This is a genomic window from Pseudomonas khavaziana (assembly GCF_019145205.1).
In the GTDB taxonomy this organism is placed as follows: domain Bacteria; phylum Pseudomonadota; class Gammaproteobacteria; order Pseudomonadales; family Pseudomonadaceae; genus Aquipseudomonas; species Aquipseudomonas khavaziana.
On sequence record NZ_JAHSTT010000010.1, the window covers coordinates 44,407 to 67,290 of the forward strand.

Consider the following 22,884-nt stretch of genomic DNA (forward strand, 5'->3'; position numbering starts at 1 on the left):
AGGCCTGTATGCAAGTGCTTATTCGAGCGGCAACAGCCGATGACGTTGACACGCTGTGTGCTATCCGCACCGCGGTTGTGCAAAACCATCTGAGCCTTGAGCAGATGGCTGACCTTGGCATTACCCCACAGGTACTGGTCGATACCCTGAGTGCGGCCCCCTGCGCCTGGATCGCGGAAGTCGATGGCCAGGCGGCCGGTTTTTCCATGGTTGACCTGGCCGAAGGCGAAGTGTTCGCGATGTTCGTGTTGCCCACCCATGAAAACCTTGGGCTAGGGCGCCAGCTGATGGCGTTGGCCGAGGCGGCATTGTTTGAACACCACGACAGGCTGTACCTGGTCACCGACGGGCGCGATGACATCCGCGCCAATGGCTTCTATCAGCGCCTGGGCTGGTCCGTCGTGGGCAGTGTCGAGGGCGACGACGTTCGTTATGAAAAGGGCAGGGCGCGGTAGGCCATGAATGCGCCGCCGCCAGCGTCCAACAGCTTGCGTTATCTCGCGGTTGGCGTGCTGTGTGTCGCGGTGTTATTGGGGTTCTATTTCGTTCAAATCAACGCCAAGGCAGACCGCCAGCGTGAAGAGACCGCCGAACGCCTTGCGCTGTGTCGTCATCTGGAACGGGTCGCGGGGGCGACCTCTACCCGTAACGAGGAGCTTCGTCGAACGTGCGCGCAACTGAGCGAGCAGTTATTCAAGCGGGCGCCGTCAGATTGATTAATAACCCTCTTTTATAAGTGGAATTGTTTCAAGAATATTTGCGCTACTTGCACCAAAAAGTGGCACTCGTATTATTCGTTACCTTAAAAAACATGTGGTTATTGAATGACTTACGCAATATGTAATCCGACGAAAGGATTAAAATATTGTTGTTACAGGGTTTTACAGTCGCTACTATAGCCGGGCGTTCACCTCCCACGGTTTATGCATTTTTAAATCCCAAGTTTCCATCAGCTACTTGGGATTTTTTTTGCCTGCGATTTGACCTAGGGGATCGAATTTCAGAATATTTCATCTGGCGTCAGAGACGACGCAGGAAGGATTTGACGATGTGGCGGGTGGCATCGGTGGTATCCAGCTCGTCCAGTGCCCCATAGGCGTACCACTGGCAGTCCACGATCTCATTGCAGGGGCGTGCCTGGTCGATATTCACCACCGAGGCCTCGAACACATGGTGCAGGGTGTCGCGGGTCTTGAGTTCCTGTAAATACAGCAAGCCGTCCACGTTTAATCCGGTTTCTTCTTCCAACTCGCGTTCCGCCGCGCCGACCGGGCGCTCGTCGGACTCGACCTTGCCGCCTGGCAACGCCCATTTAGACCGGGCTTTGCGCACGAAGAGAATATGCTCCTCATGTGCGCAAATGACCGTTGCACGTATTTTCAATGCCTGTACCTCCCACAGTGCGATCAATGTCATAAAAGTGTAATGCAATTGTCATGCTAAGTGGTTGTGGCGTGCCGGGGCCGGTATGTGGATACTTCCGGTTTGACGAATACGAGCGAGGACATTCAATGAAGACCATACGCTGGGGCATGATCGGCTGTGGCAATGTCACTGAGTTGAAGAGTGGACCGGCTTTCTATAAAGCGCCAGGTTCGGCACTGGTGGCGGTGATGGGGAGGCGTCTGGATGCAGTGCGAGATTATGCGGCGCGGCACGGTATTGCCCGTTTCTATACCGACGCCCAGGCACTGATCAATGACCCTGAGGTGGACGCCGTCTACATCGCCACACCGCCCGACAGTCACCTTGAGTACGCCCTGATGGTGGCGGCGGCGGGCAAGCATTGTTGCGTCGAAAAACCCATGTCGCTGAATGCCGAACAGAGTGCGTTGATGCAGCGCACTTTCGAACGCGCCGGCCTGCATCTGTTTGTTTCCTACTACCGGCGCTCGTTGCCGCGCTTCCAGCAAGTGCGCACCTGGTTACAGGAAGGCCGTATCGGTGCATTGCGCCATTTAACTTGGACTCTGTGCAAGCCGGCCGCTGCCGCTGACAGCAACGCCGCCAATTGGCGCACTGATCCTGCGATTGCCGGTGGCGGCTATTTCGCTGACCTGGCCAGCCATGGCTTCGATCTTTTCCAATACCTGGCTGGCGATATTGTCGAGGTCTCGGGCTATACCGCGCGACAGGCCGGACGCTATGCAGCAGAAGATGCGGTAACCGCCTGCTGGACCTTTGCCAGCGGTGCGTTGGGCATGGGCTGCTGGAACTTCGTGGCGGACCGTCGTGAGGATTGTGTCGAGTTGATCGGTAGCCAGGGTCGCATCCAGTTTTCAGTGTTCGAGGACCAGCCACTACGCCTTGAAGGTGAGACCACCGAAGTATTGGAGGTGCCATGCCATGCCCATATCCAGTGGCACCACGTACTGAACATGAACGCCCATATCCGCGGGGAGGCCGAGCATCCGTCGCTGGCGATCGAGGCGTTGAAGACCGATATCATCCTGGACAAGGTGTTACAGCGTTACTCCCAGCATCCCTAGCCGTTGCAATAGCGTGAGGCTTCATTTTTTTCAAAGGAATACCGGGATGAAATACTGGATGGTGTTGTGGCTGCTGATCGCTACAGGCGCAGCGGCGGCTTCGCGCAACCAAGGGCAAGCGGGGGAGTTTGATTTTTATGTGCTGTCACTGTCGTGGTCGCCGACGTTCTGCCTGACGCACCCAGGCAATGAGCAGTGTTCGGGCAAGGGCTATGGCTTTGTGCTGCACGGCTTGTGGCCGCAATACGCACGAGGTGGTTGGCCGGCCTCGTGTGCGCCGCAGTCGCGCCTGAGTGACGAGGAGATGGACAAGGGCGCGGCGCTGTTTCCGACCCGTGCGTTGCTCAAGCATGAGTGGGCCAAGCATGGCACTTGCAGCGGGCTCGAGCCGCTGGAGTATCTGCAAAGGACCGACACGGCACTTGGCGTGGTGGTTATCCCGCAACAGCTGCAGCCGTTCAATACACCGCCATCGCTGCCGGCACAGGAGATCGAGGCGCTGTTTCGCGAGAGCAACCCACGCATGGGCAACCACGGGCTGGCGGTGATCTGCAAAGGCAAGGTGCTCTCGGAGGTGCGTGTGTGCCTGACCAAAGACCTGGCGTTTGCCGGTTGCCCGCGCAGCGTGAAAAGCCAGTGCCGAGACGGTGATATTCGTATTCCAACCCAGCGCTGAATGCCAATTCGAGCACTGGGCAGGGAGCAGGGCAAAGGGGCATTTTGTTCAATACCTTGAGCGTTCCGGGCGTTACCGTGATCTCAACCTCGTTTGGCATCACAAGAAGGAACTGCAATGAGCTTGATCATTTCCATGGCCGCCTTTGCCCTGGCGACTTCCATCACCCCTGGGCCAGTCAATGTCGTGGCCCTGAGCAGTGGCGCGCGCTTTGGCTTCGCCGCCAGCCAGAAGCATGTGTTCGGCGCCGCTGTCGGCTTCACCTTGTTGCTGGTGCTGATCGGCCTGGGCCTGCATGAAGTGCTGGTGCGCTGGCCGATCCTGACCCAACTGATCCAGTGGGGTGGGATCGCCTTTCTGCTGTACATGGCCTGGAAGCTGGCGGTGGACGATGGTCGCCTGGACGCCGACGGCACTGCAACCGCGCCGTCGATGTTGTACGGCGCAATCATGCAGTGGCTCAACCCGAAGGCCTGGCTGGCCTGTGTGGCAGGCATGGGGTTGTTCGCGGCTGATGGCGACGCTGGGCAGGTGTGGTTGTTTGCGGCGCTGTACCTGGTGATCTGCTACCTGTCGGTGGCGTGCTGGGCGTACGCCGGGACATTTTTGCGCCGCTACTTGAGCAACCCCCAGGGCGTGCGCCTGTTCAACCGCTCAATGGCCGCGTTGCTGGTGGCCAGTGTGGGTTATTTGCTGATGGTTTGAGGTTTTCGCGGTACTGCCCCGGCGTGGCGGCGAAGTGCTGTTTGAAGGTGCGCTGGAAATGGGCCTGGTCGGCAAAGCCCGCGGCCAGGGCGACGTCGGCAATCAGTGCACCATTGCGCAATTGGCTGCGGGCAAACTGGATGCGTCGGTTGACCATGAACGCGTGTGGCGTCAACCCGTAATACTGTTTGAATGCGCGGATCAGATAGGACGGCGACAGCTCGGCCGCCTGGCAAATGTCTTCGAGCTTCAACGCCTGGGTACAATGGGTGCGGATGTAGTCGGCGGCGCGTTCCAGCTTGTGGTTGACCTCACGCACTGGCGTCAGCGACGGATTCAGGCGCTGTTGCACCTCGGTAAAATAGCTCACCAGCGCGCTCTGTTTTTGCAGCAGCTCGGCCTGTTCGTCCAGCAGTATCCGGTACAGGTCCAGCAAGCCGAGATACAGCTGCGTGTCACGGGTATGGGGCGTATCGAAAGGTCGGTAACCCTGCTCGGTGCTGAAACCCAGCTGGTATTGCAGGTCGGTCAGCCACGGCGTGTCGAGGTACAGCATGTGATAGGACCAGGGCTGGTCATAAATTGGGTTGCATGCATGCACATCGCCCGGGTTCATCAGCACCACCGTGCCGGCGCTGATCTCGAAGGTCTTGGCGCCGTAGTGGTAATAGCTGCGCCCGGTGGTGATCGCGCCAATGGAAAAATGCTCGTGGGCATGCCGGGTGTAAGTGACCTTGCGACCGTCGGCGATGGTCCGCGCCTCAATGAACGGCAAGCGTTCATCACGCCAGAAAAGCGGTGCTGTAGCGGCGGTCATGGGCAGGCGCTCCCGGGTGTCGATCAAGTGAGCAGGCAGCCTTATACAAAATCCGGGATTGTTCAAGCCTCAGCGATGTTCAAGCGCCAGGCCGCGCAGGTAGTCGGCCCAGGGGTCGCTGCCGCTCGCGGCGGCCTGCAGGCTGATCGGCAACCTGGCTTGTTGACGCAAGGCCTGGCTGTCGTGCAGCAGGTGCTGTTCGACAATGACCCGCGTGAGTGCATAACTGCGCGGTGAATCCAGGGTAGAGGGCACCCGCCGACCGAGGCTGTCGGGTGCGGGAACGTCGTCCACACTGGGCAGTTCATGACCAAGTTTGTTGAGCCGCAGGTCAGTATCGACCGGCGTCAAGGCGACCTCGACAGGTGCGGCTCCGCGTGCATACGCCGGCCAGTCGAAGCGCATCCAGGCAGAGTGGCTGGCGCTGTCGACCGCTTGCATGACCTGGATGTAATCCAAGTCACGTCGTGGCCGAATCAGTAACTGCTTGGGGAAGAATTCGTAGAAGTCCAGGTTGCTAAAGTACGTGACATACACCAACACGCCCAGCCGACCCACCTCGTTGGGGGTGCCTGGTCGCCGTCGATTCACGCTGAAAAACTGTACGCGGCCATATTCCAAGGCTTCACGGCGCGGCAGAGTCAGATGCGACAGCCAATAACGAATGGACTCTCCATAAGCGGCCTTCAACTGTTGGAGTTTGAGGTCAAAGGCGATGGCAAATACTGTATTGATCCGCCCCAGCAGATGAAACTGCTTAGCCATTTCCCGGTATTTGATCGCCGGGTTCGAGGAATGCCAGCGGCTAGAGGTGGTGTCCAGGGCGCCGGCCATGTGCAGGTCGACGAAGGAATACTTAGGGCCGGTATGCACATCCTCAAAGCGCCCCTCTTCGGAAAATGGCGAGTCTTGCGGTAGCCACATCAACACGCGCGTCTCGAGCAACACATTGTCAGGGTAGACCTTGCGCAGATCCTCCAGGGCGGTCTGGCGTAACGTGACGATGGGCTGGGCAAACGCCTGCAGCGTTGAGGCTAGGCGTGCGCGTTGGAAGTTGAGCGCCTGGCTTGCGCTGTTCAACGCTTGCGTACCGCTGCGTTTCTCGCTCGGCAGTACGCCGTTGGCCTCGGCCCAGTCCAGGATCGGGCCGGCCGCTTCGGTGCTGGCCAGGAAGCTTTTCCAGCCACCTTCCGGATTCAGGTAGGCCAGTGTCATGATCTGCGAGTAGCTCAACTGACGGGACGATCCTGTCACGACCTTTTCCATATAACTCACGTACTGACGGAACAGCACCCAGGCCTGTGAACTCAGGCAAGGGGTGGATTCGGGGATGTCGCGAACCAGCAAGTGCGGGCCTTTTGCGCACAGCAGCAAGTGGGCGGCGAGGGCGGCGACCGGTGCGCTGAGCCGGTACAAGCTGACTTCAATCTGGTGGCGGACGAAAGACACGGATTCACCCCAATAGTAGGCATCGTGCCAGTCGATGTGGCTGATACGGGTGGGGTGCACGTGCGGCTCGGGATCCAGGCTCAAGATCAATGCCGCCAGGATCAGCGCGTTGCGACTGCCACTCTCGGTGCGCTCACTCGCATGGCCTCCATGCCAGTGCAAGGTGTTCGCGAGATTCTCGCCCAGTTGCTGGGCCAGGGGGGACGCCAGCAAGCGCACCAGGAGGAAGTCCGCTTCGGCGCGGACGTCGGCCACCGACTTACCGGCCAGGCCGGTTCCACCCAGTGCTTCAAACAGCAGGCCGTCCCTGTCGGCCATGAAGGCTTGGCTGATGCTCAAGATCTGCTGGCGTTCCAGCCTCGACAACTGCCACGCCGTCGGCTGCCAGCCGGTCGACGGTTTCAGCGCCCGCCACCAGGCACGATCGCTGATGGCCAGAGGTTGGCTGACTTCCAGGCGCTGCAGGGTGACGCGGGCTTCTTCTAATGAGCGTGGCAAACTGAATTGGTACAGTTTCAACGCCTGGGCGAGGGTGACGGTGGTGTCGGTGCGCAGGTAGCCACCGGTCTTGGCGGCCACTTCCTGAAGTTGGCTGACCAGCGCCGCCAGCCTGGGTTGCTCCAGTACGGCATCGGTCAGGGATGTCCAGTTGCCGTCCAGATCGGAGGCGCCGAGGCTGCCCGCGGCGCTCAGTACCACTGGGCTGGCAGGGTCAATGCGTTCGCGAAGACGCAGGGCCACGAAGGCGGGGTCGTCGGTCAGCACGCGCAATTGCCCATAGGCTTTATTCACGGTGGCCTGGAGCGCATCCGGGTCACCGTTGAACGGTATCTCGAGGCCTTCTGCCCCTTGTAGTGTGCCGGTGTCGATGACCTTGGCCAACGCGGTGCGCAATATGTGACGGTCGTTCAACAGGCCGACATATTGCTGGTAACGGTACAGCTCGGCGAGCGAACGGCTGGCATTGAGCACCACCGGTACTGTCGGGGCGGGTTGTTGGCGCAAACGCCTGACCAGCGCGTTGATAGCCGATACGCTCCAGGGTCGCTCGAGGGTGTAGGCCTGCAAGGCGGCGGCGATACTGAGGCTGGGGTCCGGGTAAAGATTGATGCCCAGTTGGTTGCCGAATGCCACCAGCTTGTCCCAGCGCGCATCGCGATGGGTCGGGATATGGAAGCCCAACTCTTGCTCGTTGCCCGGCGTGGGGACCGCCAGCTGTCGGCGCTGGCAGTCGAAGTACAGGGAGGTCGATGTGTCCGTGGATGCGCTCAGATCGTTTTCATCCATGATCGCCTGCAGCAGGCCCGCGGCGTCCTTTAAGGACCTGGCCAGCCGCGAATCGGAACCCAGGTGCAGGCGGGTACGATATATATCCAGGGCTGAAAATGCCTCGCTGTCCTGGGTAAGAAGGGCCAGCGTATCGGCCAGTTGCTGGAGGTCCCGGGCCTGCTCGGTCAATTCAGCGTAGATCATCGACTTGCTGCGGCCGTTGTCGTCAAACCCGGGGAAGCCGCCCAACGTCTCCAGTTCTTCGACAATCGTTCGCGCCTGCAAGTGGTTAGCCGGCATCGGCAAGCCATGGAAGGCCAGCGCCAGGTTCAACGGCAGTGTCAGGGCGGTCGTCGGCGATTGCGGGTCGATAGGGGGCATGCCCAGTTCCATCGGGTCGATCAGTTGGCTGATGAAAATAATCGGGTTGGCGTGGGCCCACCAGCCGGACGCGTCGGCCAGCTTGAAGACCCTGTGCTGACCGCCCACGGTGGCACTCAGGGTGCTGTTGTGGACCCGCAGGCTCTCCTGCTCAAAGCCTTCCAGGGCATCGACCCAGGCCCTGAACGCCTTGCCATTGATGGCTTTGCCGAAGGCCGCACTCCATTGGCCCAGCAATGAGCCCGCGGCAATCGTCAGCGGCTGGGAAGGTGGTGCCAGGGCCTGGCTCGCCGCAATGGCAAGCACGCCGGTCAACTGCTCTATCAGGTTGCGGTCACCCTCCACGCGCAGGGCCTGGCGTTCGCTCACAAAGGTGGCGGTAGGTTTGAGCGTGACCGGCAAGGCGGTATCGCTGGGCAAGGCGTCCCAGGTCAGGGCGAGGGTGCGAAAGTCTTCCATGAGTGCGGTTCCGGATTTGAATGTAAACCCGGATGTTCACATGGGTGGTCGGCGCCTCAGTAGCGGGAGGTTCCGCTAAGGCCGTGGCTTGTATCAGCCAGGACTGCCCGTCATCGCGGCGTGGGGCGGCCTGGCGGCGCTCCTCTCACTATAAGAGCAGGCTACTGCCCTATTTCGCCCCGCGTTCCGTCAGGCAGGTACCAGGAAGGCTGCCTTGAGCAACTGTCGGGTATAGGCGTGCTGCGGATCAGCAAAAATATTTTGCGCGTCGCCCTGTTCCACCACCTGACCTTGCTTGACCACCATCAACTGGTGACTCAGCGCCTTCACCACCGCCAGGTCATGGCTGATAAACAGGTAGGTCAGGTTGTACTTGGCCTGCAGGCCGCGCAGCAATTCCACCACCTGGCGTTGTACCGTACGGTCCAGGGCCGAGGTGGGTTCGTCGAGCAGGATCAGCCGCGGCTTGAGCACCAGGGCGCGGGCGATGGCGATGCGCTGGCGCTGGCCGCCGGAGAATTCGTGGGGGTATCGATGGCGGGATTCGGGGTCCAGGCCCACCTCCTTGAGCGCCGCGATGATCGCCGCTTCCTGCTCGGCAGGCGTGCCCATCTTGTGGATGCGCAAGCCCTCGCCGACGATCTCGCTGACGCACATGCGTGGGCTCAGGCTGCCGAACGGGTCCTGGAACACCACCTGCATTTCCCGGCGCAATGGGCGCACCTGTTGCTGGGTGAGCTTGTCCAGTTGCTGGCCTTCGAAGCGAATACCGCCTTGGCTGCCGATCAAACGCAAGATGGCCAGACCCAGGGTGGATTTGCCCGAGCCGCTTTCACCTACAATGCCCAGGGTCTGCCCTTGGGGCAGGCTGAAGTTAATCCCATCCACGGCCTTGACGTAGTCGACGGTGTTGCGCAAGAAACCTTTCTTGATCGGAAACCAGACTTTCAGGTCGTCGACTTCCAGCAGCGCTGGGCCCACTGCGTTGTTGGCCGGCCCACCGCTGGGCTCCGCCGCCAGCAACTCCTGGGTGTAGGGATGCTGGGGTGACTGGAATAGCGTCTCGCAATCGGCCTGCTCGACGATGCAGCCCTGTTGCATCACGCACACGCGGTGGGCGATGCGTCGCACCAGGTTGAGGTCGTGGCTGATCAGCAGCAGTGCCATGCCCAGCCGGGCCTGCAACTCCTTTAATAGTTCGAGGATCTTCAACTGCACGGTGACGTCGAGGGCCGTGGTCGGCTCATCGGCAATCAGCAGTTCCGGCTCGTTGGCCAGGGCCATGGCGATCATCACCCGCTGGCGCTGGCCGCCGGATAGTTCGTGGGGCAGGGCCTTGAGGCGTTTGTGCGGCTCGGGAATGCCCACCAGCTCCAGCAGCTCCAGGGTGCGCTGGGTGGCGACCTTGCCGGTGAGGCCCTTGTGCAGGCCGAGCACTTCGTTGATCTGCTTCTCGATGCAATGCAGCGGATTCAACGAGGTCATCGGCTCCTGGAAGATCATTGCGATACGGTTGCCGCGAATATGCCGCAGAGTCTTTTCTTTCAGGGTCAGCAGGTCTTGCCCGGCATATTCGATGGTGCCGGAGGGGTGCCTCGCCAATGGATAGGGCAGCAGACGCAGGATCGAATGGGCTGTCACCGATTTGCCGGATCCGCTTTCACCTACCAACGCCAGGGTTTCACCACGCTTGATGTCGAAGCTGACGTGATTGACCACGCGATGGTGATGCTCGCCCGTGACGAACTCGACACTCAGGTCGCGGATTTCGAGCAGATTGTCCTGAGTCATCTCATTTCCTCGGGTCGAACGCATCGCGAGCGGACTCGCCGATAAATACCAGCAAACTCAACATGATCGCCAGCACCGCGAAGGCACTCATGCCCAGCCACGGCGCCTGCAGGTTGGATTTGCCCTGGGCCACCAGTTCACCCAGCGACGGCGAACCTGCCGGCAGTCCGAAGCCGAGAAAATCCAGGGCGGTGAGCGTGCCGATGGCGCCGGTGAGAATGAAAGGCAGGAAGGTCATGGTCGAGACCATCGCATTGGGCAGGATATGCCGGAACATGATCGCGCCGTTCTGCATACCCAGCGCCCGTGCCGCACGCACGTATTCGAGGTTGCGCCCGCGCAGGAATTCGGCGCGCACCACATCCACAAGGCTCATCCAGGAAAACAGCAGCATGATCCCCAGCAGCCACCAGAAGTTGGGCTGCACGAAGCTGGCGAGGATGATCAGCAGGTAGAGCACCGGCAACCCCGACCAGATCTCCAGAAAGCGCTGCCCCGCCAGGTCGACCCAGCCGCCGTAGAAACCCTGCAAGGCGCCGGCAATCACACCGATGATCGAACTCAGCACGGTCAGGGTCAGGGCAAACAGCACCGACACGCGAAAGCCATAGATCACTCGCGCCAGCACATCACGGCCCTGGTCATCGGTGCCCAGCAGATTGGCGCTCGAGGGGGGCGCGGGGGCAGGGACCTTCAGGTCGTAGTTGATGCTCTGGTAGCTGAACGGGATCGGCGCCCAGAGGGTCCAGGCGTCCTTGGCCTTGAGCAGCTCCTGGATGTACGGGCTCTTGTAGTTGGCTTCCAGGGGGAACTCGCCGCCGAAGGTGGTCTCCGGGTAGCGCTTGAGCGCCGGGAAGTACCAGCCGCCGTCGAAGTGCACGGCCAGGGGTTTGTCGTTAGCGATCAGCTCGGCGCCCAGGCTCAGCACGAACAGGACCAGGAACAGCCACAGCGACCACCAGCCACGCTTGTTGGCCTTGAACCGCTCGAACCGGCGGCGATTGAGGGGGGACAGGTTCATCTCAATGCTCCCGGCTGGCGAAGTCGATACGCGGATCGACCAGGGTATAGGTGAGGTCACCGATCAGTTTCACGACCAGCCCCAGCAGGGTGAAGATAAACAGCGTGCCGAACACCACCGGGTAATCACGGTTGATCGCCGCTTCAAAGCTCATCAGGCCCAGGCCGTCTAGGGAAAAGATCACTTCCACCAGCAACGAACCGGTAAAGAAGATGCCGATGAAGGCCGAAGGAAAACCGGCGATCACCAGCAGCATGGCGTTGCGGAATACGTGACCGTAGAGCACGCGATGGTTGGTCAGCCCCTTGGCCTTGGCGGTGACCACGTACTGTTTGTTGATCTCGTCGAGGAAGCTGTTCTTGGTCAGCAGGGTCATGGTCGCGAAGTTACCGATCACCAGCGCGGTGACGGGCAGGGCCAGGTGCCAGAAGTAATCGAGGATCTTGCCGCTCCAACTCAACTCATCGAAGTTGTTGGAGGTCAGGCCGCGCAACGGAAACCAGTCCAGGTAACTGCCACCGGCAAATACCACGATCAGCAGGATCGCAAACAGGAACGCCGGGATCGCATAGCCGACGATGATCGCCGAGCTGGTCCACACATCGAAGTGGCTACCGTGGCGCGTAGCCTTGGCGATCCCCAGTGGGATCGACACCAGGTACATGATCAGGGTGCTCCATAGCCCGAGGGAGATGGACACCGGCATCTTTTCCTTGATCAGGTCGATGACCTTGGCGTCACGGAAGAAGCTATCGCCGAAATCCAGCTGGGCGTAGTTCTTGACCATGATCCACAAACGTTCCGGCGCCGATTTGTCGAAGCCGTACATCTTTTCGATTTCCTGGATCAGCGCCGGGTCCAGGCCCTGGGCACCACGGTAGCTGGAACCGGCCACTGCGACTTCGGCACCGCCACCGGCGATGCGGCTGGTGGCGCCGTCAAAGCCTTCGAGCTTGGCGATCATCTGCTCCACCGGGCCACCGGGGGCTGCCTGGATGATGACGAAGTTGATCAGCAGGATCCCGAACAGCGTGGGGATGATCAGCAACAGGCGGCGAACAATATAGGCCAGCATTCAATCGCCTCCGCTCGCCGTATCGGCGTTTTGCGTGGTGTCCAGGGAGACCGCCGGCTTGACGTCGGGCTTGGCCCACCAGGTGGCCGTGCCCACGTCATAGCGTGGAGAGACCTTCGGATGGCCCAAATGGTCCCAGTACGCCACGCGGAAGGTCTTGATGTGCCAGTTGGGGATCACGTAGTAACCAAACTGGAGTACGCGATCCAGCGCCCTGGCGTGGGCTATCAGGCTCTGGCGCGAGCCGGCGTCGATCAACTCTTCCACCAGTTGGTCGACGGCGGGGTCCTTGAGGCCCATGTAGTTGCGGCTGCCGGGCTTGTCGGCGCTGGAGGATTTCCAGAATTCGCGCTGCTCGTTACCCGGCGAAGTGGATTGCGGGAAGCTGCCCACCAGCATGTCGAAGTCCCGCGAGCGCAGGCGGTTGATGAACTGCGAGACATCCACCCGGCGAATCACCAGGTCGATGCCCAGGTCCGACAGGTTGCGCTTGAACGGCAGCAGGATGCGTTCGAACTCGGTCTGGGCCAGCAGGAACTCGATGGTCACCGGCTTGCCGGTGGTGTCGACCATCTTGTCGTCGACGATCTTCCAACCGGCCTCTTGCAGCAGTTGGTAAGCCTCGCGCTGCTGGGTGCGGATCATGCCGCTGCCGTCGGTTCTGGACGGCTCGAACGCCTGGGTGAAGACTTCGGCAGGGATCTTGTCGCGCAACGGTTCAAGGATCGCCAGCTCATCCGGGCCGGGTAAACCGGTGGCGGCCATTTCCGAGTTCTCGAAGTAGCTGCGGGTGCGGGTGTAGGCGCCATTGAACAGCTGCTTGTTGCTCCATTCGAAATCCAGCAACAGGCTGATGGCCTTGCGCACGCGCACGTCCTGGAACATCGGCTTGCGTGTGTTGAACACGAAGCCCTGCATCCCGGTAGGGTTGCCGTTGGGAATTTCTTCCTTGATCAAGCGGCCCTGGGCTACTGCCGGAATGTTGTAGGCATTGGCCCAGTTTTTCGCGCTGAATTCCAGCCAATAGTCGAACTGCCCGGCCTTCAAGGCCTCCAGGGACACGGTACTGTCGCGGTAGTAGTCGGTGATGCGGGTATCGAAATTGTAGAAGCCCTTGGTCACCGGCAGGTCCTTGGCCCAGTAGTCCTTGACCCGCTCGTAGCGGATCATGCGTCCGGGCTTGACCTCGGCCACCTGGTACGGCCCGCTGCCCAGGGGGATTTCCAGGTTGCCCTTGGAAAAATCGCGGGTCGCCCACCAGTGCTTGGGCAGCACCGGCAACTGCCCGAGGATCAGCGGCAATTCACGGTTGTTGGTGCGCTTGAACTTGAACAATACCCGCAGTGGGTCTTCGGCCACCACTTCATCGACGTCGGCGTAGTAGTTGCGATATAGCGGGTTACCGTCCTTGATCAGGGTCTGGAAGGTGAAGACCACGTCTTCGGCGCGGATCGGGTGGCCATCGTGGAAGCGCGCCTCGGGGCGCAGGTAAAAACGCACCCAGCTGTTGTCCGGGGCCTTTTCGATCTTGCCGGCTACCAGGCCGTATTCGGTAATGGGCTCATCCAGGCTTTGCACGGCCAGGGTGTCGTAGATCAACTGCAGGTTGTCCGCTGGCACGCCCTTGCTGATGTAGGGATTGAGGCTGTCGAAACCGCCCATGGCCGATTCACGGAAGGTGCCGCCCTTGGGGGCGTCGGGGTTTACGTAGTCAAAATGCTTGAAGTCGGCGGGGTACTTGGGTGGCTCGTTGTAGAGGGTCAGCGCATGTTGCGGGGCGGCTTGCGCTGCGGTGCACAGCAACAGGCTGGCGAGCAGGGTAGTACGCAAAGATATCATTGGGCTTTCTCCGAAGCTTTCAGCCACCACGCGCTCAGGCCCAGGCTATAGGGCGGCGTGGTGACGAAGGCGAACCGGTTGCGGTACGCCAGGCGATGATAGTTGAGGTACCAGTTGGGAATGCTGTAGTGCTGCCACAGCAGCACACGGTCCAGGGCACGGCCGGCGGCCAGTTGTTCTTCGCGGGTCTGCGCCGCCAGCAGTTGGTCCAGCAGGTGATCGACCACCGGGTTGGCGATGCCGGCGTAATTCTTGCTGCCCTTGATCGCGGCCTGGCTGGAGTGGAAGTACTGCCACTGCTCAAGACCGGGGCTTAAGGTCTGGTTGAGAGTCATTAGAATCATGTCGAAATCGAATTGATCGAGGCGCTGTTTGTACTGTGCACGGTCGACCGTGCGCAAGCGGGCGTCGATACCGATGCGGGTCAGATTTTCGACATAAGGTTGCAGGATCCGCTCAAGGTTCGGGTTGACCAGCAGGATCTCCAGGCGCAGCGGTTGCCCGTCCTTGTTGAGCAGGCGTTGCCCTTGTCCCGACAGCTTCCAGCCGGCGTCGCCGAGCAAGGCCAGGGCACGGCGCAGGGTATCGCGGGGGATGCCGCGGCCGTCGGTTTGCGGCAGGCTGAAGGGCTGGGTAAAGAGGGCGGATGGCAATTGGTCGCGGTAAGGGGAAAGCATCAACCACTCATGCCCGGTCGGCAGGCCGCTGGCCGAAAATTCGCTGTTGGGGTAATAGCTCACCGAACGCTTATAGGCGTTGCTGAACAGGGTGCGGTTGGTCCATTCGAAATCGAACATCAACCCCAGGGCTTCGCGCACCTTGGCCTGGCTGAAGGCTGGGCGTCGGCTGTTCATGAACAGGCCCTGGCTCTGGGTGGGAATCTGGTGCGCAATCTGCGCCTTGATCACGTCACCGCGATTGACCGCCGGGAAGTTGTAGCCCGTGGCCCAGTTCTTGGCCTGGTGTTCGATATAGATGTCGAATTCTCCGGCCTTGAAGGCTTCAAAGGCTACGTCGCTGTCGCGGTAGAACTCCACGTCGACTTTGTCGTAGTTATAGAAGCCGCGGTTGACCGGCAGGTCCTTGCCCCAGTAATCCTTGACCCGCTCGAATACCAGTTGCCGGCCAGGGGAGACCTTGGTGATGCGGTAAGGCCCGCTACCCAGCGGTGGCTCGAAGGTGGTGGCTTTGAAATCGCGGTTCTTCCAATAGTGCATGGGCAGCACCGGCAGCTCGCCCAGGCGCAGGATCAGCAATGGGTTGCCGGCGCGCTTGAACACGAAGCGGATGCGGTGGCGGTTGAGAATATCGACCCGCGCCACTTCCTGCAGGTTGGTGCGGTATTGGGGGTGGCCTTCGGTCAGCAGGGTGCGATAGGAAAATGCCACGTCATCGGCAGTGATCGGCTTGCCATCGTGAAAGCGCGCCTCGGGGCGCAAGTTGAAGACCACCCAGCTGCGGTCTTCGCTGTATTCCACTGACTGGGCAATCAGGCCGTAGCTGGAGGTGGGCTCGTCGCCGGACGGCGCATATTGGCCGGTGCCGACCATTAAGGGTTCGTTCAGCTCATTGACGCCGTATTGCAGGAAGTTGCCGGTGGCCACCGGGCTGGTACCCTTGAAAGTATAAGGATTGAGGGTGTCGAAGGTGCCAAATCCCATGATCCGCAGGGTTCCGCCTTTGGGCGCTGCAGGATTTACCCAATCGTAATGGGTGAATTTGGCCGGGTACTTGAGTGAGCCGAACTGCGCGTAACCGTGGCTCTCGGTAATCGTCGCGTTCGCCGCAAAGCTCAAGGCCAGACTTATTAGTAGAAGGAGAGGACGCTTCAAGTCAGAGATCCGATCCAGGCGGCTTGGGCTTTATGATCGGTACAGTAACAGCTTGTTCCGGTTGGAAAAAGGCTGCTGAGAGCACTGGAGACTCAATGTGGGAGGGGCGGTGCGACGACTCGACTTGCTCCCGATAGCGGTGTGTCAGTCAATACCAGGCTGACTGACCCACTGCTATCGGGAGCAAGTCGAGTCGTCGCACCGCCCCTCCCACATTAGCCTCCCGGTGTTCTTGGGGCTTTACCTTGGCCCGGAAACGACCAGCATCTGTCCGGGCTTCAAGGCCTGGCCGGTGCGCGGGTTCCAACGCTTGAGATGTTGCATCTCGACGTTGAAGCGCTTGGCGACCATGTACAGCGAGTCGCCTTTCTTGACCTTGTACTGCACCGGTTTTTTCGCCGCGGCTTTACGGGTGTCCTGCATCACCAAGGTCTGGCCGACCTTGAGGGCCTGGCCGTTGAGCTTGTTCCAGCGTTGCAGGTCATGCACGTCGACCTTGTTGGCCTTGGCGATCAAGGTGAGGTTGTCGCCACTGCGCACCTTGTAGCTGCGGGTACGCCCGGCCACCGCCTTGGTCTCGACTTCGTCGAACACTGGCTTCTTGGGGCGCATGCTCAGCAATTCTTCCGGCTTCATCGTCGAAAGGGTGCTGGTCAGCAGTTGGGCCTTGGAGGTTGGTACCAGCAGATGCTGGGGGCCATCCAGAGTGGTGCGTTGTTTCAAGGCCGGGTTGAGCTGGAACAGTTCGTCTTCGTCGATCTCGGCCAGCGCGGCAACCCGTGACAGGTCCATGCTTTGCTTGACTTCAACCACTTCGAAATACGGCGTGTTGGCAATCGGGTTCAGGTTGACACCGTAGGCCTCGGGCGCCAGTACCACCTGGGACAGGGCCAGGAACTTGGGTACGTAGTCCTTGGTTTCCTGGGGCAGGGGCAGGTTCCAGTAATCGGTGGGCAGGCCGAGCTTTTCGTTGCGCTCGATGGCCCGGCTGACGGTGCCTTCACCGGCGTTATAGGCCGCCAGGGCCAGCAGCCAGTCGCCATTGAACATGTCATGCAGACGCGTCAGGTAGTCCAGGGCGGCGGTGGTGGAGGCGGTAATGTCGCGACGGCCGTCGTAGGCACGGGTCTGGCGCAGGTTGAAGTAGCGCCCGGTGGAGGGAATGAACTGCCACAAGCCGACCGCATCGCTGCGCGAATAGGCCATTGGGTTGTAGGCACTTTCAATCACTGGCAGCAGCGCCAGCTCCAGGGGCATGTTGCGTTCTTCAAGGCGTTCGACGATGTAATGAATGTAGAGGCTGCCGCGTTCGCCGGCGTTCTCGAGGAAGGACGGGTTGCTGGCGAACCACAGGCGCTGTTGCTCGATGCGCGGGTTGACGCCAACGCCGTCCTGCAATTGAAAGCCCCGACGCATGCGTTCCCAGACATCCTGGGGCACTTCGGGGCTAGGCTTCTCTGATAGCCAAATAGGTTTTTGCTTGATCTTGGCAGCAAGATTGGGTTTGGGTTGCACGGTGGATTGTGCAGCGTAATGGGTCGATTGGCAGCCCGCCAGAGTCGCGGAAACAGCCACCGCCACGGCTTGAGCCAGGCGGGTCAATGCGTCTGAAGAAATGGATTTACGAATAGATGACGACATTGGCTGGAAGTAAGTTCCGGGCAAAAATGTCGGGCGATTCTAGAAAGCGCTTCGGTTCCGGTCAACCATTCAGAAATTACCTACCAGAATAGCTCCTCTTAGAACTTATCTTTCCAAGCCCTCAAGCTAGCAAACACCTCGGCCCCAGAGCGGTTGTCGCGGCCATTCCGTTCGTCTGCTTTTTGTTTAACGGATGTTTCAGCGGTGCGCAGGAAAGGATTAGTGCGTTTTTCCAGGGCCAGATTGGAAGGCAGCGTCATCTCGCCCCGAGCCCGTAATCGGGCAACGTCTTCTACCCGTGCGGCGATGTCGGCGTTGTGCGGTTCCACGGCCTGGGCAAATTTGAGATTACTTTGTGTGTATTCATGGGTGCAGTACACCAGCGTATCGGCGGGCAGGGCGGCCAGGCGTTCCAGGGAGGCATGCATCTGCTCGGGTGTGCCTTCGAACAGGCGCCCGCAACCGGCGGCGAACAAGGTATCGCCACACAGCAGCACCCCTTCGTGATAAAAGGCGATATGGCCCAGGGTATGCCCCGGTACGGCGTAGACGTCGAAGTCCCAGCCCAGCACGTTGATACGGTCATTGTCCTGCAGCGCCACGTCCCGCGCCGGGATCTTTTCGTTGGCCGGGCCGTAGACCTTGGCGCCGGTCACCCGTTTCAGTTGTTCGACACCGCCCACGTGATCATGGTGATGGTGGGTGACCAGGATGTCGCTGAGCGTCCACTCGGTGTTCTGCTGGAGCCAGGCCAGCACTGGCGCGGCATCGCCCGGGTCGACCACGACGCAGCGCCGGGTGGCAGGGTCTTGCAACAACCAGATGTAGTTGTCGGTGAAGGCGGGTAGGGCACTGATCTGTATCATTCTTCGATTCGCCAAGCTGAACACATTGGTGCATCTTAGAACGTCTAGGCGAGTTGGAGAATGCAATGACCGATAAAGCGTTCGCCCAGGCCGATCCTGAGTGGCTGGCCCTGATCAGTGCGGCCCGCGAATGGTTGTCCGGGCCGATTGGGCAATTTCTGCTGGATGAAGAACGGCGCATGCTCGATGACGAACTGGGCCGGTTCTTTGGTGGCTACCTGGTGCATTACGGGCCGTCGGCCGAAACCCCGCCGTCGGCGCCCCAGGTGCAACGCAATGTGCGCTTGGGCGCGCCGCTGCCGGGGGTGGAAATCGTCTGTGAGGAGCAGGCCTGGCCCTTGAGCGAGCACGCCGCCGATGTGGTGGTGTTGCAGCATGGCCTGGATTTCTGCCTGTCGCCCCATGGCTTGCTGCGCGAAGCGGCGAGCAGCGTGCGCCCTGGTGGCCATTTGCTGATTGTCGGCATCAACCCCTGGAGCAGCTGGGGCCTGCGCCGTGTGTTCGCTCATGACGGCCTGCGCCAGGCGCGCTGCATCTCACCGTCGCGGGTTGGGGACTGGCTGAACCTGCTGGGCTTCGCGCTGGAGAAACGCCGCTTCGGGTGCTATCGTCCGCCGCTGGCGACGGCCAAGTGGCAGGGGCGCCTGGCCGGCTGGGAGCGCCGGGCGGGTGCCTGGCAACTCTCGGGTGGTGGCTTCTATTTATTGGTGGCGCGCAAGATCGTGGTGGGGCTGCGGCCGGTGCGCCAGGTACTGCGACAACCCATGGGCAAGCTGGTACCGATGCCGATGGCCAAGGTCAACCGCGAGCAAAGCGAACCCTAAACCTCTTTATTGATTTCAGGCCGGGCTGCCCGGCCTCGGGATACTGTCGGTCAACGACCGCCAGCCCGTCTTGATGGATGCAACCGATGACCGATAGCGTAGAACTCTTCACCGACGGCGCCTGCAAGGGTAACCCAGGCCCGGGCGGCTGGGGTGCCCTGCTGGTATGCAAGGGCGTGGAGAAGGAACTGTGGGGCGGCGAAGCCAACACCACCAATAACCGCATGGAACTGATGGGCGCCATTCGCGGCCTTGAAGAGCTCAAGCGTCGTTGCAACGTCCTGCTGGTGACCGACTCGCAATATGTAATGAAGGGCATCAACGAGTGGATGGTCAATTGGAAAAAGCGCGGCTGGAAGACCGCAGCCAAGGAGCCGGTCAAGAACGCCGACCTGTGGCAATTGCTCGACGAGCAATGCAACCGTCACGACATCACCTGGAAGTGGGTGCGTGGACACATCGGCCACCCTGGCAACGAGCGCGCCGACCAGTTGGCCAACCGTGGTGTAGATGAAGTGCGCGGCTACAAGCAGAGCTGATGTCAGCTCACGTGTTAACATTGCGCCCATTGATTCACACCACACCGTTGAGAGCTGAACCCTGATGGCCATCCGATCTGTTGTACTCGATACCGAAACCACCGGCATGCCGGTGACCGATGGTCACCGGATCATCGAAATCGGCTGTGTCGAACTGATGGGCCGCCGCCTGACCGGCCGCCACTTCCACGTCTACCTGCAACCCGACCGGGACAGCGACGAAGGCGCGATTGGCGTTCACGGCATCACCGACGAATTCCTCAAGGGCAAGCCGCGTTTTGCCGAAGTGGCCGATGAATTCTTCGAGTTTATCAACGGCGCCCAGCTGATCATCCATAACGCGGCGTTCGACATCGGCTTTATCAACAACGAATTTGCCCTGATGGGGCAGATGGACCGTGCGGACATCTCCCAGCACTGCACGATCCTCGATACCCTGATGATGGCCCGCGAGCGTCACCCGGGCCAACGCAACAGCCTTGATGCCCTGTGCAAGCGTTATGGCGTCGATAACTCTGGCCGTGAACTGCACGGCGCCTTGCTCGACTCCGAGATCCTGGCCGACGTCTACCTGACCATGACCGGCGGGCAGACCAGCCTGTCCCTGGCCGGCAATGCCTCAGATGGCGCCGGATCGGCGGAAGGCTCCGGCAACCGCCCTTCGGAAATCCGCCGTCTGCCGGCTGATCGCAGGCCCACGCCGATCATCCGGGCCAGCGAGCAGGATTTGGCCGAGCATGCGGCGCGGTTGGAAGCGATTGCCAAGTCGGCGGGTGCGCCGGCGTTGTGGACCCAGTTGACCCAACAATAACCCAGGCTCAATGCAGTAAAAATGTGGAGGGGGCAAGCCCTCTCCCACAGCTGATCCTCATTGCCTGCAAAATCTTCATTCGCTACATTCGCGTCCAGCTTCTACTCTGATTGCAAAGCCTCAGAAGTAAGAGCGCTCATGTACAAAGACCTGAAGTTCCCCATTCTGATCGTGCACCGTGACATCAAGGCCGACACCGTTGCCGGTGATCGGGTTCGAGGCATCGCCAGGGAGTTGGAACAGGAGGGCTTCAGTATCTTTTGTGCGGTGGACTATGCCGAGGGACGTCTTGTGGCCTCCACCCACCACGGCCTGGCGTGCATGCTGATCGCCGCGGAGGGCGCCGGGGAAAATACCCATCTGCTGCAAAACATGGTCGAGCTGATCCGCCTGGCGCGGATGAGGGCGCCCAACCTGCCGATCTTTGCCCTGGGCGAGCAAGTCACCCTGGAAAATGCCCCCGCCGATGCCATGAGCGAGCTCAACCAACTGCGCGGGATTCTCTATCTGTTTGAAGACACTGTGCCGTTCCTGGCGCGCCAGGTCGCCCGGGCTGCACGCAGTTATCTCGATGGCCTGCTGCCGCCGTTCTTCAAGGCCCTGGTGCAACACACCGCCGACTCCAACTACTCCTGGCACACTCCCGGCCATGGCGGTGGCGTGGCCTATCGCAAAAGCCCGGTGGGGCAGGCGTTTCATCAGTTTTTCGGGGAGAATACCCTGCGTTCGGACCTGTCTGTTTCAGTTCCCGAGCTGGGCTCGCTGCTCGATCACACCGGGCCCTTGGCCGAAGCCGAAGCCCGCGCCGCTCGCAACTTTGGCGCTGACCATACGTTCTTTGTGATCAATGGCACGTCCACCGCCAACAAGATCGTCTGGCATTCCATGGTCGGTCGCGACGATCTGGTACTGGTGGATCGCAATTGCCACAAATCGGTGTTGCACTCGATCATCATGACCGGTGCCATCCCGCTGTACCTGTGCCCTGAGCGCAACGAACTGGGGATCATCGGTCCCATTCCCCTGAGTGAGTTCAGTCCAGAGTCGATCCGCGCCAAGATCGATGCCAGCCCCCTGACCCGTGGCCGGCCTGCGAAAGTGAAGCTGGCGGTAGTGACCAATTCCACCTACGACGGCCTGTGCTACAACGCCGAATTGATCAAGCAGCAACTGGGTAGCAGCGTTGAGGTGCTGCATTTTGACGAGGCCTGGTACGCCTATGCCGCGTTCCACGAGTTCTTCGCCGGGCGCTATGGCATGGGCACCTCACGCACCCCGGACAGCCCCTTGGTCTTCACCACCCATAGCACCCACAAACTGCTGGCCGCCTTCAGTCAGGCCTCGATGATCCATGTGCAGGACGGCGGTGCACGGCAACTGGATCGTGATCGGTTCAACGAAGCCTTCATGATGCATATCTCGACCTCGCCGCAATACAGCATCATCGCTTCATTGGACGTGGCGTCAGCGATGATGGAAGGCCCGGCCGGGCGTTCGCTGTTGCAGGAAATGTTCGACGAGGCTCTGAGTTTCAGGCGAGCCCTGGCCAACCTGCGCCAGCATATCGCTGCCGAAGACTGGTGGTTTTCCATCTGGCAGCCGCCCTCGGTCACCGGTATCGACCGGATCGCCACCGCGGATTGGTTGTTGCACCCTCAGGATGAGTGGCATGGTTTTGGCGACATTGCCGAAGACTACGTATTACTCGACCCGATCAAGGTGACGCTGGTGATGCCCGGCCTCAACGCCGGAGGCGCCCTGAGCGACTGCGGGATTCCCGCTGCGGTAGTCAGCAAGTTTCTCTGGGAGCGCGGCTTGGTGGTGGAAAAAACCGGGTTGTATTCGTTCCTTGTGTTGTTTTCCATGGGCATCACCAAGGGCAAATGGAGCACCTTGCTCACCGAACTGCTGGAGTTCAAGCGCAGCTACGACGCCAATGCCAGCCTGGCCAGCTGTCTGCCGTCGGTGCATGCCCAAGGTCCTGCGCGTTATCAGGGCATGGGGCTGCGCGACCTTTGCGACCAGTTGCACAGCTGTTACCGTAGCAACGCTACTGCCAAGCATCTCAAGCGCATGTATACGATGTTGCCGGAAATCGCGATGAAACCCGCCGATGCCTACGACCAGTTGGTGAGGGGCGAGGTGGAGGCAGTTCCTATCGATGCTTTGCCAGGGCGTGTCGCGGCCGTGATGCTGGTGCCTTATCCGCCCGGTATTCCGTTGATCATGCCCGGTGAACGCTTTACCGAGTCAACCCGTTCAATCATCGACTACCTGGCGTTTGCCCGTACGTTCGATAGCAGCTTCCCCGGTTTTGTCGCGGATGTTCATGGGCTGCAACACGAAGATGACGGCAGTGGCCGTTGTTACACCGTCGATTGCATCAAGGGCTAAGGATGT

19 protein-coding genes are annotated in these 22,884 nt (G+C 60.5%); 9 read left to right on the forward strand and 10 right to left on the reverse strand.

Features of this window, described 5'->3' with window-relative positions; genetic code table 11:
• The first annotated feature begins 8 nt into the window (after positions 1-8).
• A complete protein-coding gene (locus KVH01_RS21840; protein ID WP_217882868.1) occupies positions 9-455 on the forward strand; it encodes a GNAT family N-acetyltransferase in 447 nt (148 codons plus the stop codon).
• Between the two features lie 3 nt (positions 456-458).
• On the forward strand, positions 459-716 hold the full coding sequence (locus tag KVH01_RS21845) for a hypothetical protein (RefSeq protein WP_217882869.1): 258 nt from the start codon (positions 459-461) through the stop codon (positions 714-716).
• Between the two features lie 304 nt (positions 717-1,020).
• On the opposite strand, the gene KVH01_RS21850 is transcribed toward KVH01_RS21845, so the two are convergent.
• Positions 1,021-1,383, reverse strand: coding sequence for an NUDIX hydrolase (locus KVH01_RS21850; RefSeq protein ID WP_217882870.1), 363 nt, complete (start codon positions 1,381-1,383; stop codon positions 1,021-1,023).
• 128 nt (positions 1,384-1,511) lie between these two features.
• On the opposite strand from KVH01_RS21850, the gene KVH01_RS21855 reads away from it, so the two are divergent.
• From KVH01_RS21855 to KVH01_RS21865, 3 genes are all read left to right on the forward strand, one after another.
• Positions 1,512-2,489, forward strand: coding sequence for a Gfo/Idh/MocA family protein (locus KVH01_RS21855; protein WP_217882871.1), 978 nt, complete (start codon positions 1,512-1,514; stop codon positions 2,487-2,489).
• A gap of 46 nt (positions 2,490-2,535) precedes the next feature.
• Positions 2,536-3,165, forward strand: a complete 630-nt coding sequence (locus KVH01_RS21860; protein ID WP_217882872.1) for a ribonuclease T2 family protein — start codon at positions 2,536-2,538, stop codon at positions 3,163-3,165.
• 117 nt (positions 3,166-3,282) lie between these two features.
• Positions 3,283-3,870, forward strand: a complete 588-nt coding sequence (locus tag KVH01_RS21865) for a LysE family translocator (protein ID WP_217882873.1) — start codon at positions 3,283-3,285, stop codon at positions 3,868-3,870.
• Here the strand turns inward: KVH01_RS21865 and KVH01_RS21870 are convergent.
• The 9 genes from KVH01_RS21870 to gloB form a co-directional block, all read right to left on the reverse strand.
• Complete coding sequence (locus KVH01_RS21870) at positions 3,812-4,687, reverse strand: AraC family transcriptional regulator (RefSeq protein WP_217882874.1); 876 nt, start codon at positions 4,685-4,687, stop codon at positions 3,812-3,814. The two genes, KVH01_RS21865 and KVH01_RS21870, sit on opposite strands and share 59 nt — an antisense overlap.
• Before the next feature lie 69 nt (positions 4,688-4,756).
• The gene (locus KVH01_RS21875) at positions 4,757-8,245 is read right to left on the reverse strand and encodes a hypothetical protein (protein WP_217882875.1); all 3,489 of its coding nucleotides are present in this window, start codon (positions 8,243-8,245) and stop codon (positions 4,757-4,759) included.
• Positions 8,246-8,434: 189 nt separating this feature from the next.
• Positions 8,435-10,036, reverse strand: coding sequence for an ABC transporter ATP-binding protein (locus KVH01_RS21880; protein ID WP_217882876.1), 1,602 nt, complete (start codon positions 10,034-10,036; stop codon positions 8,435-8,437).
• 1 nt (position 10,037) lies between these two features.
• Entirely contained in the window at positions 10,038-11,057 is a 1,020-nt protein-coding gene (locus KVH01_RS21885; protein WP_043050291.1) for an ABC transporter permease, read from the reverse strand.
• Position 11,058: 1 nt separating this feature from the next.
• Positions 11,059-12,132 carry a microcin C ABC transporter permease YejB gene (locus KVH01_RS21890; RefSeq protein WP_046072314.1) on the reverse strand — a complete coding sequence of 358 codons (1,074 nt, stop codon included), beginning with the start codon at positions 12,130-12,132 and terminating at the stop codon, positions 11,059-11,061.
• Complete coding sequence (locus tag KVH01_RS21895) at positions 12,133-13,971, reverse strand: extracellular solute-binding protein (protein ID WP_217882877.1); 1,839 nt, start codon at positions 13,969-13,971, stop codon at positions 12,133-12,135.
• Positions 13,968-15,803 carry an extracellular solute-binding protein gene (locus tag KVH01_RS21900; protein WP_217882878.1) on the reverse strand — a complete coding sequence of 612 codons (1,836 nt, stop codon included), beginning with the start codon at positions 15,801-15,803 and terminating at the stop codon, positions 13,968-13,970. Before KVH01_RS21900 ends, KVH01_RS21895 begins: the two co-directional genes overlap by 4 nt.
• 240 nt (positions 15,804-16,043) lie before the next feature.
• Positions 16,044-17,444 (reverse strand): transglycosylase SLT domain-containing protein, encoded by a 1,401-nt coding sequence (locus KVH01_RS21905; RefSeq protein ID WP_043050287.1) that lies wholly within the window; start codon positions 17,442-17,444, stop codon positions 16,044-16,046.
• Positions 17,445-17,542: 98 nt separating this feature from the next.
• Positions 17,543-18,310: a hydroxyacylglutathione hydrolase gene (gene gloB / locus KVH01_RS21910; RefSeq protein WP_217882879.1), complete on the reverse strand. Its 768-nt coding sequence runs from the start codon at positions 18,308-18,310 to the stop codon at positions 17,543-17,545.
• A gap of 65 nt (positions 18,311-18,375) precedes the next feature.
• Between gloB and KVH01_RS21915 the strand changes: the two genes are divergently transcribed.
• The 4 genes from KVH01_RS21915 to KVH01_RS21930 all read left to right on the forward strand — a co-directional run bounded on the left by KVH01_RS21915 (position 18,376) and on the right by KVH01_RS21930 (position 22,878).
• On the forward strand, positions 18,376-19,134 hold the full coding sequence (locus KVH01_RS21915; protein ID WP_124400448.1) for a class I SAM-dependent methyltransferase: 759 nt from the start codon (positions 18,376-18,378) through the stop codon (positions 19,132-19,134).
• An 86-nt stretch (positions 19,135-19,220) separates the two neighbouring features.
• Positions 19,221-19,673 (forward strand): ribonuclease HI, encoded by a 453-nt coding sequence (gene rnhA, locus KVH01_RS21920; RefSeq protein ID WP_003173571.1) that lies wholly within the window; start codon positions 19,221-19,223, stop codon positions 19,671-19,673.
• A 70-nt stretch (positions 19,674-19,743) separates the two neighbouring features.
• Positions 19,744-20,484 (forward strand): DNA polymerase III subunit epsilon, encoded by a 741-nt coding sequence (dnaQ, locus tag KVH01_RS21925; RefSeq protein WP_164484475.1) that lies wholly within the window; start codon positions 19,744-19,746, stop codon positions 20,482-20,484.
• Positions 20,485-20,622: 138 nt separating this feature from the next.
• Positions 20,623-22,878 carry an Orn/Lys/Arg family decarboxylase gene (locus KVH01_RS21930; protein WP_217882880.1) on the forward strand — a complete coding sequence of 752 codons (2,256 nt, stop codon included), beginning with the start codon at positions 20,623-20,625 and terminating at the stop codon, positions 22,876-22,878.
• The last annotated feature ends 6 nt before the right edge of the window (positions 22,879-22,884 follow it).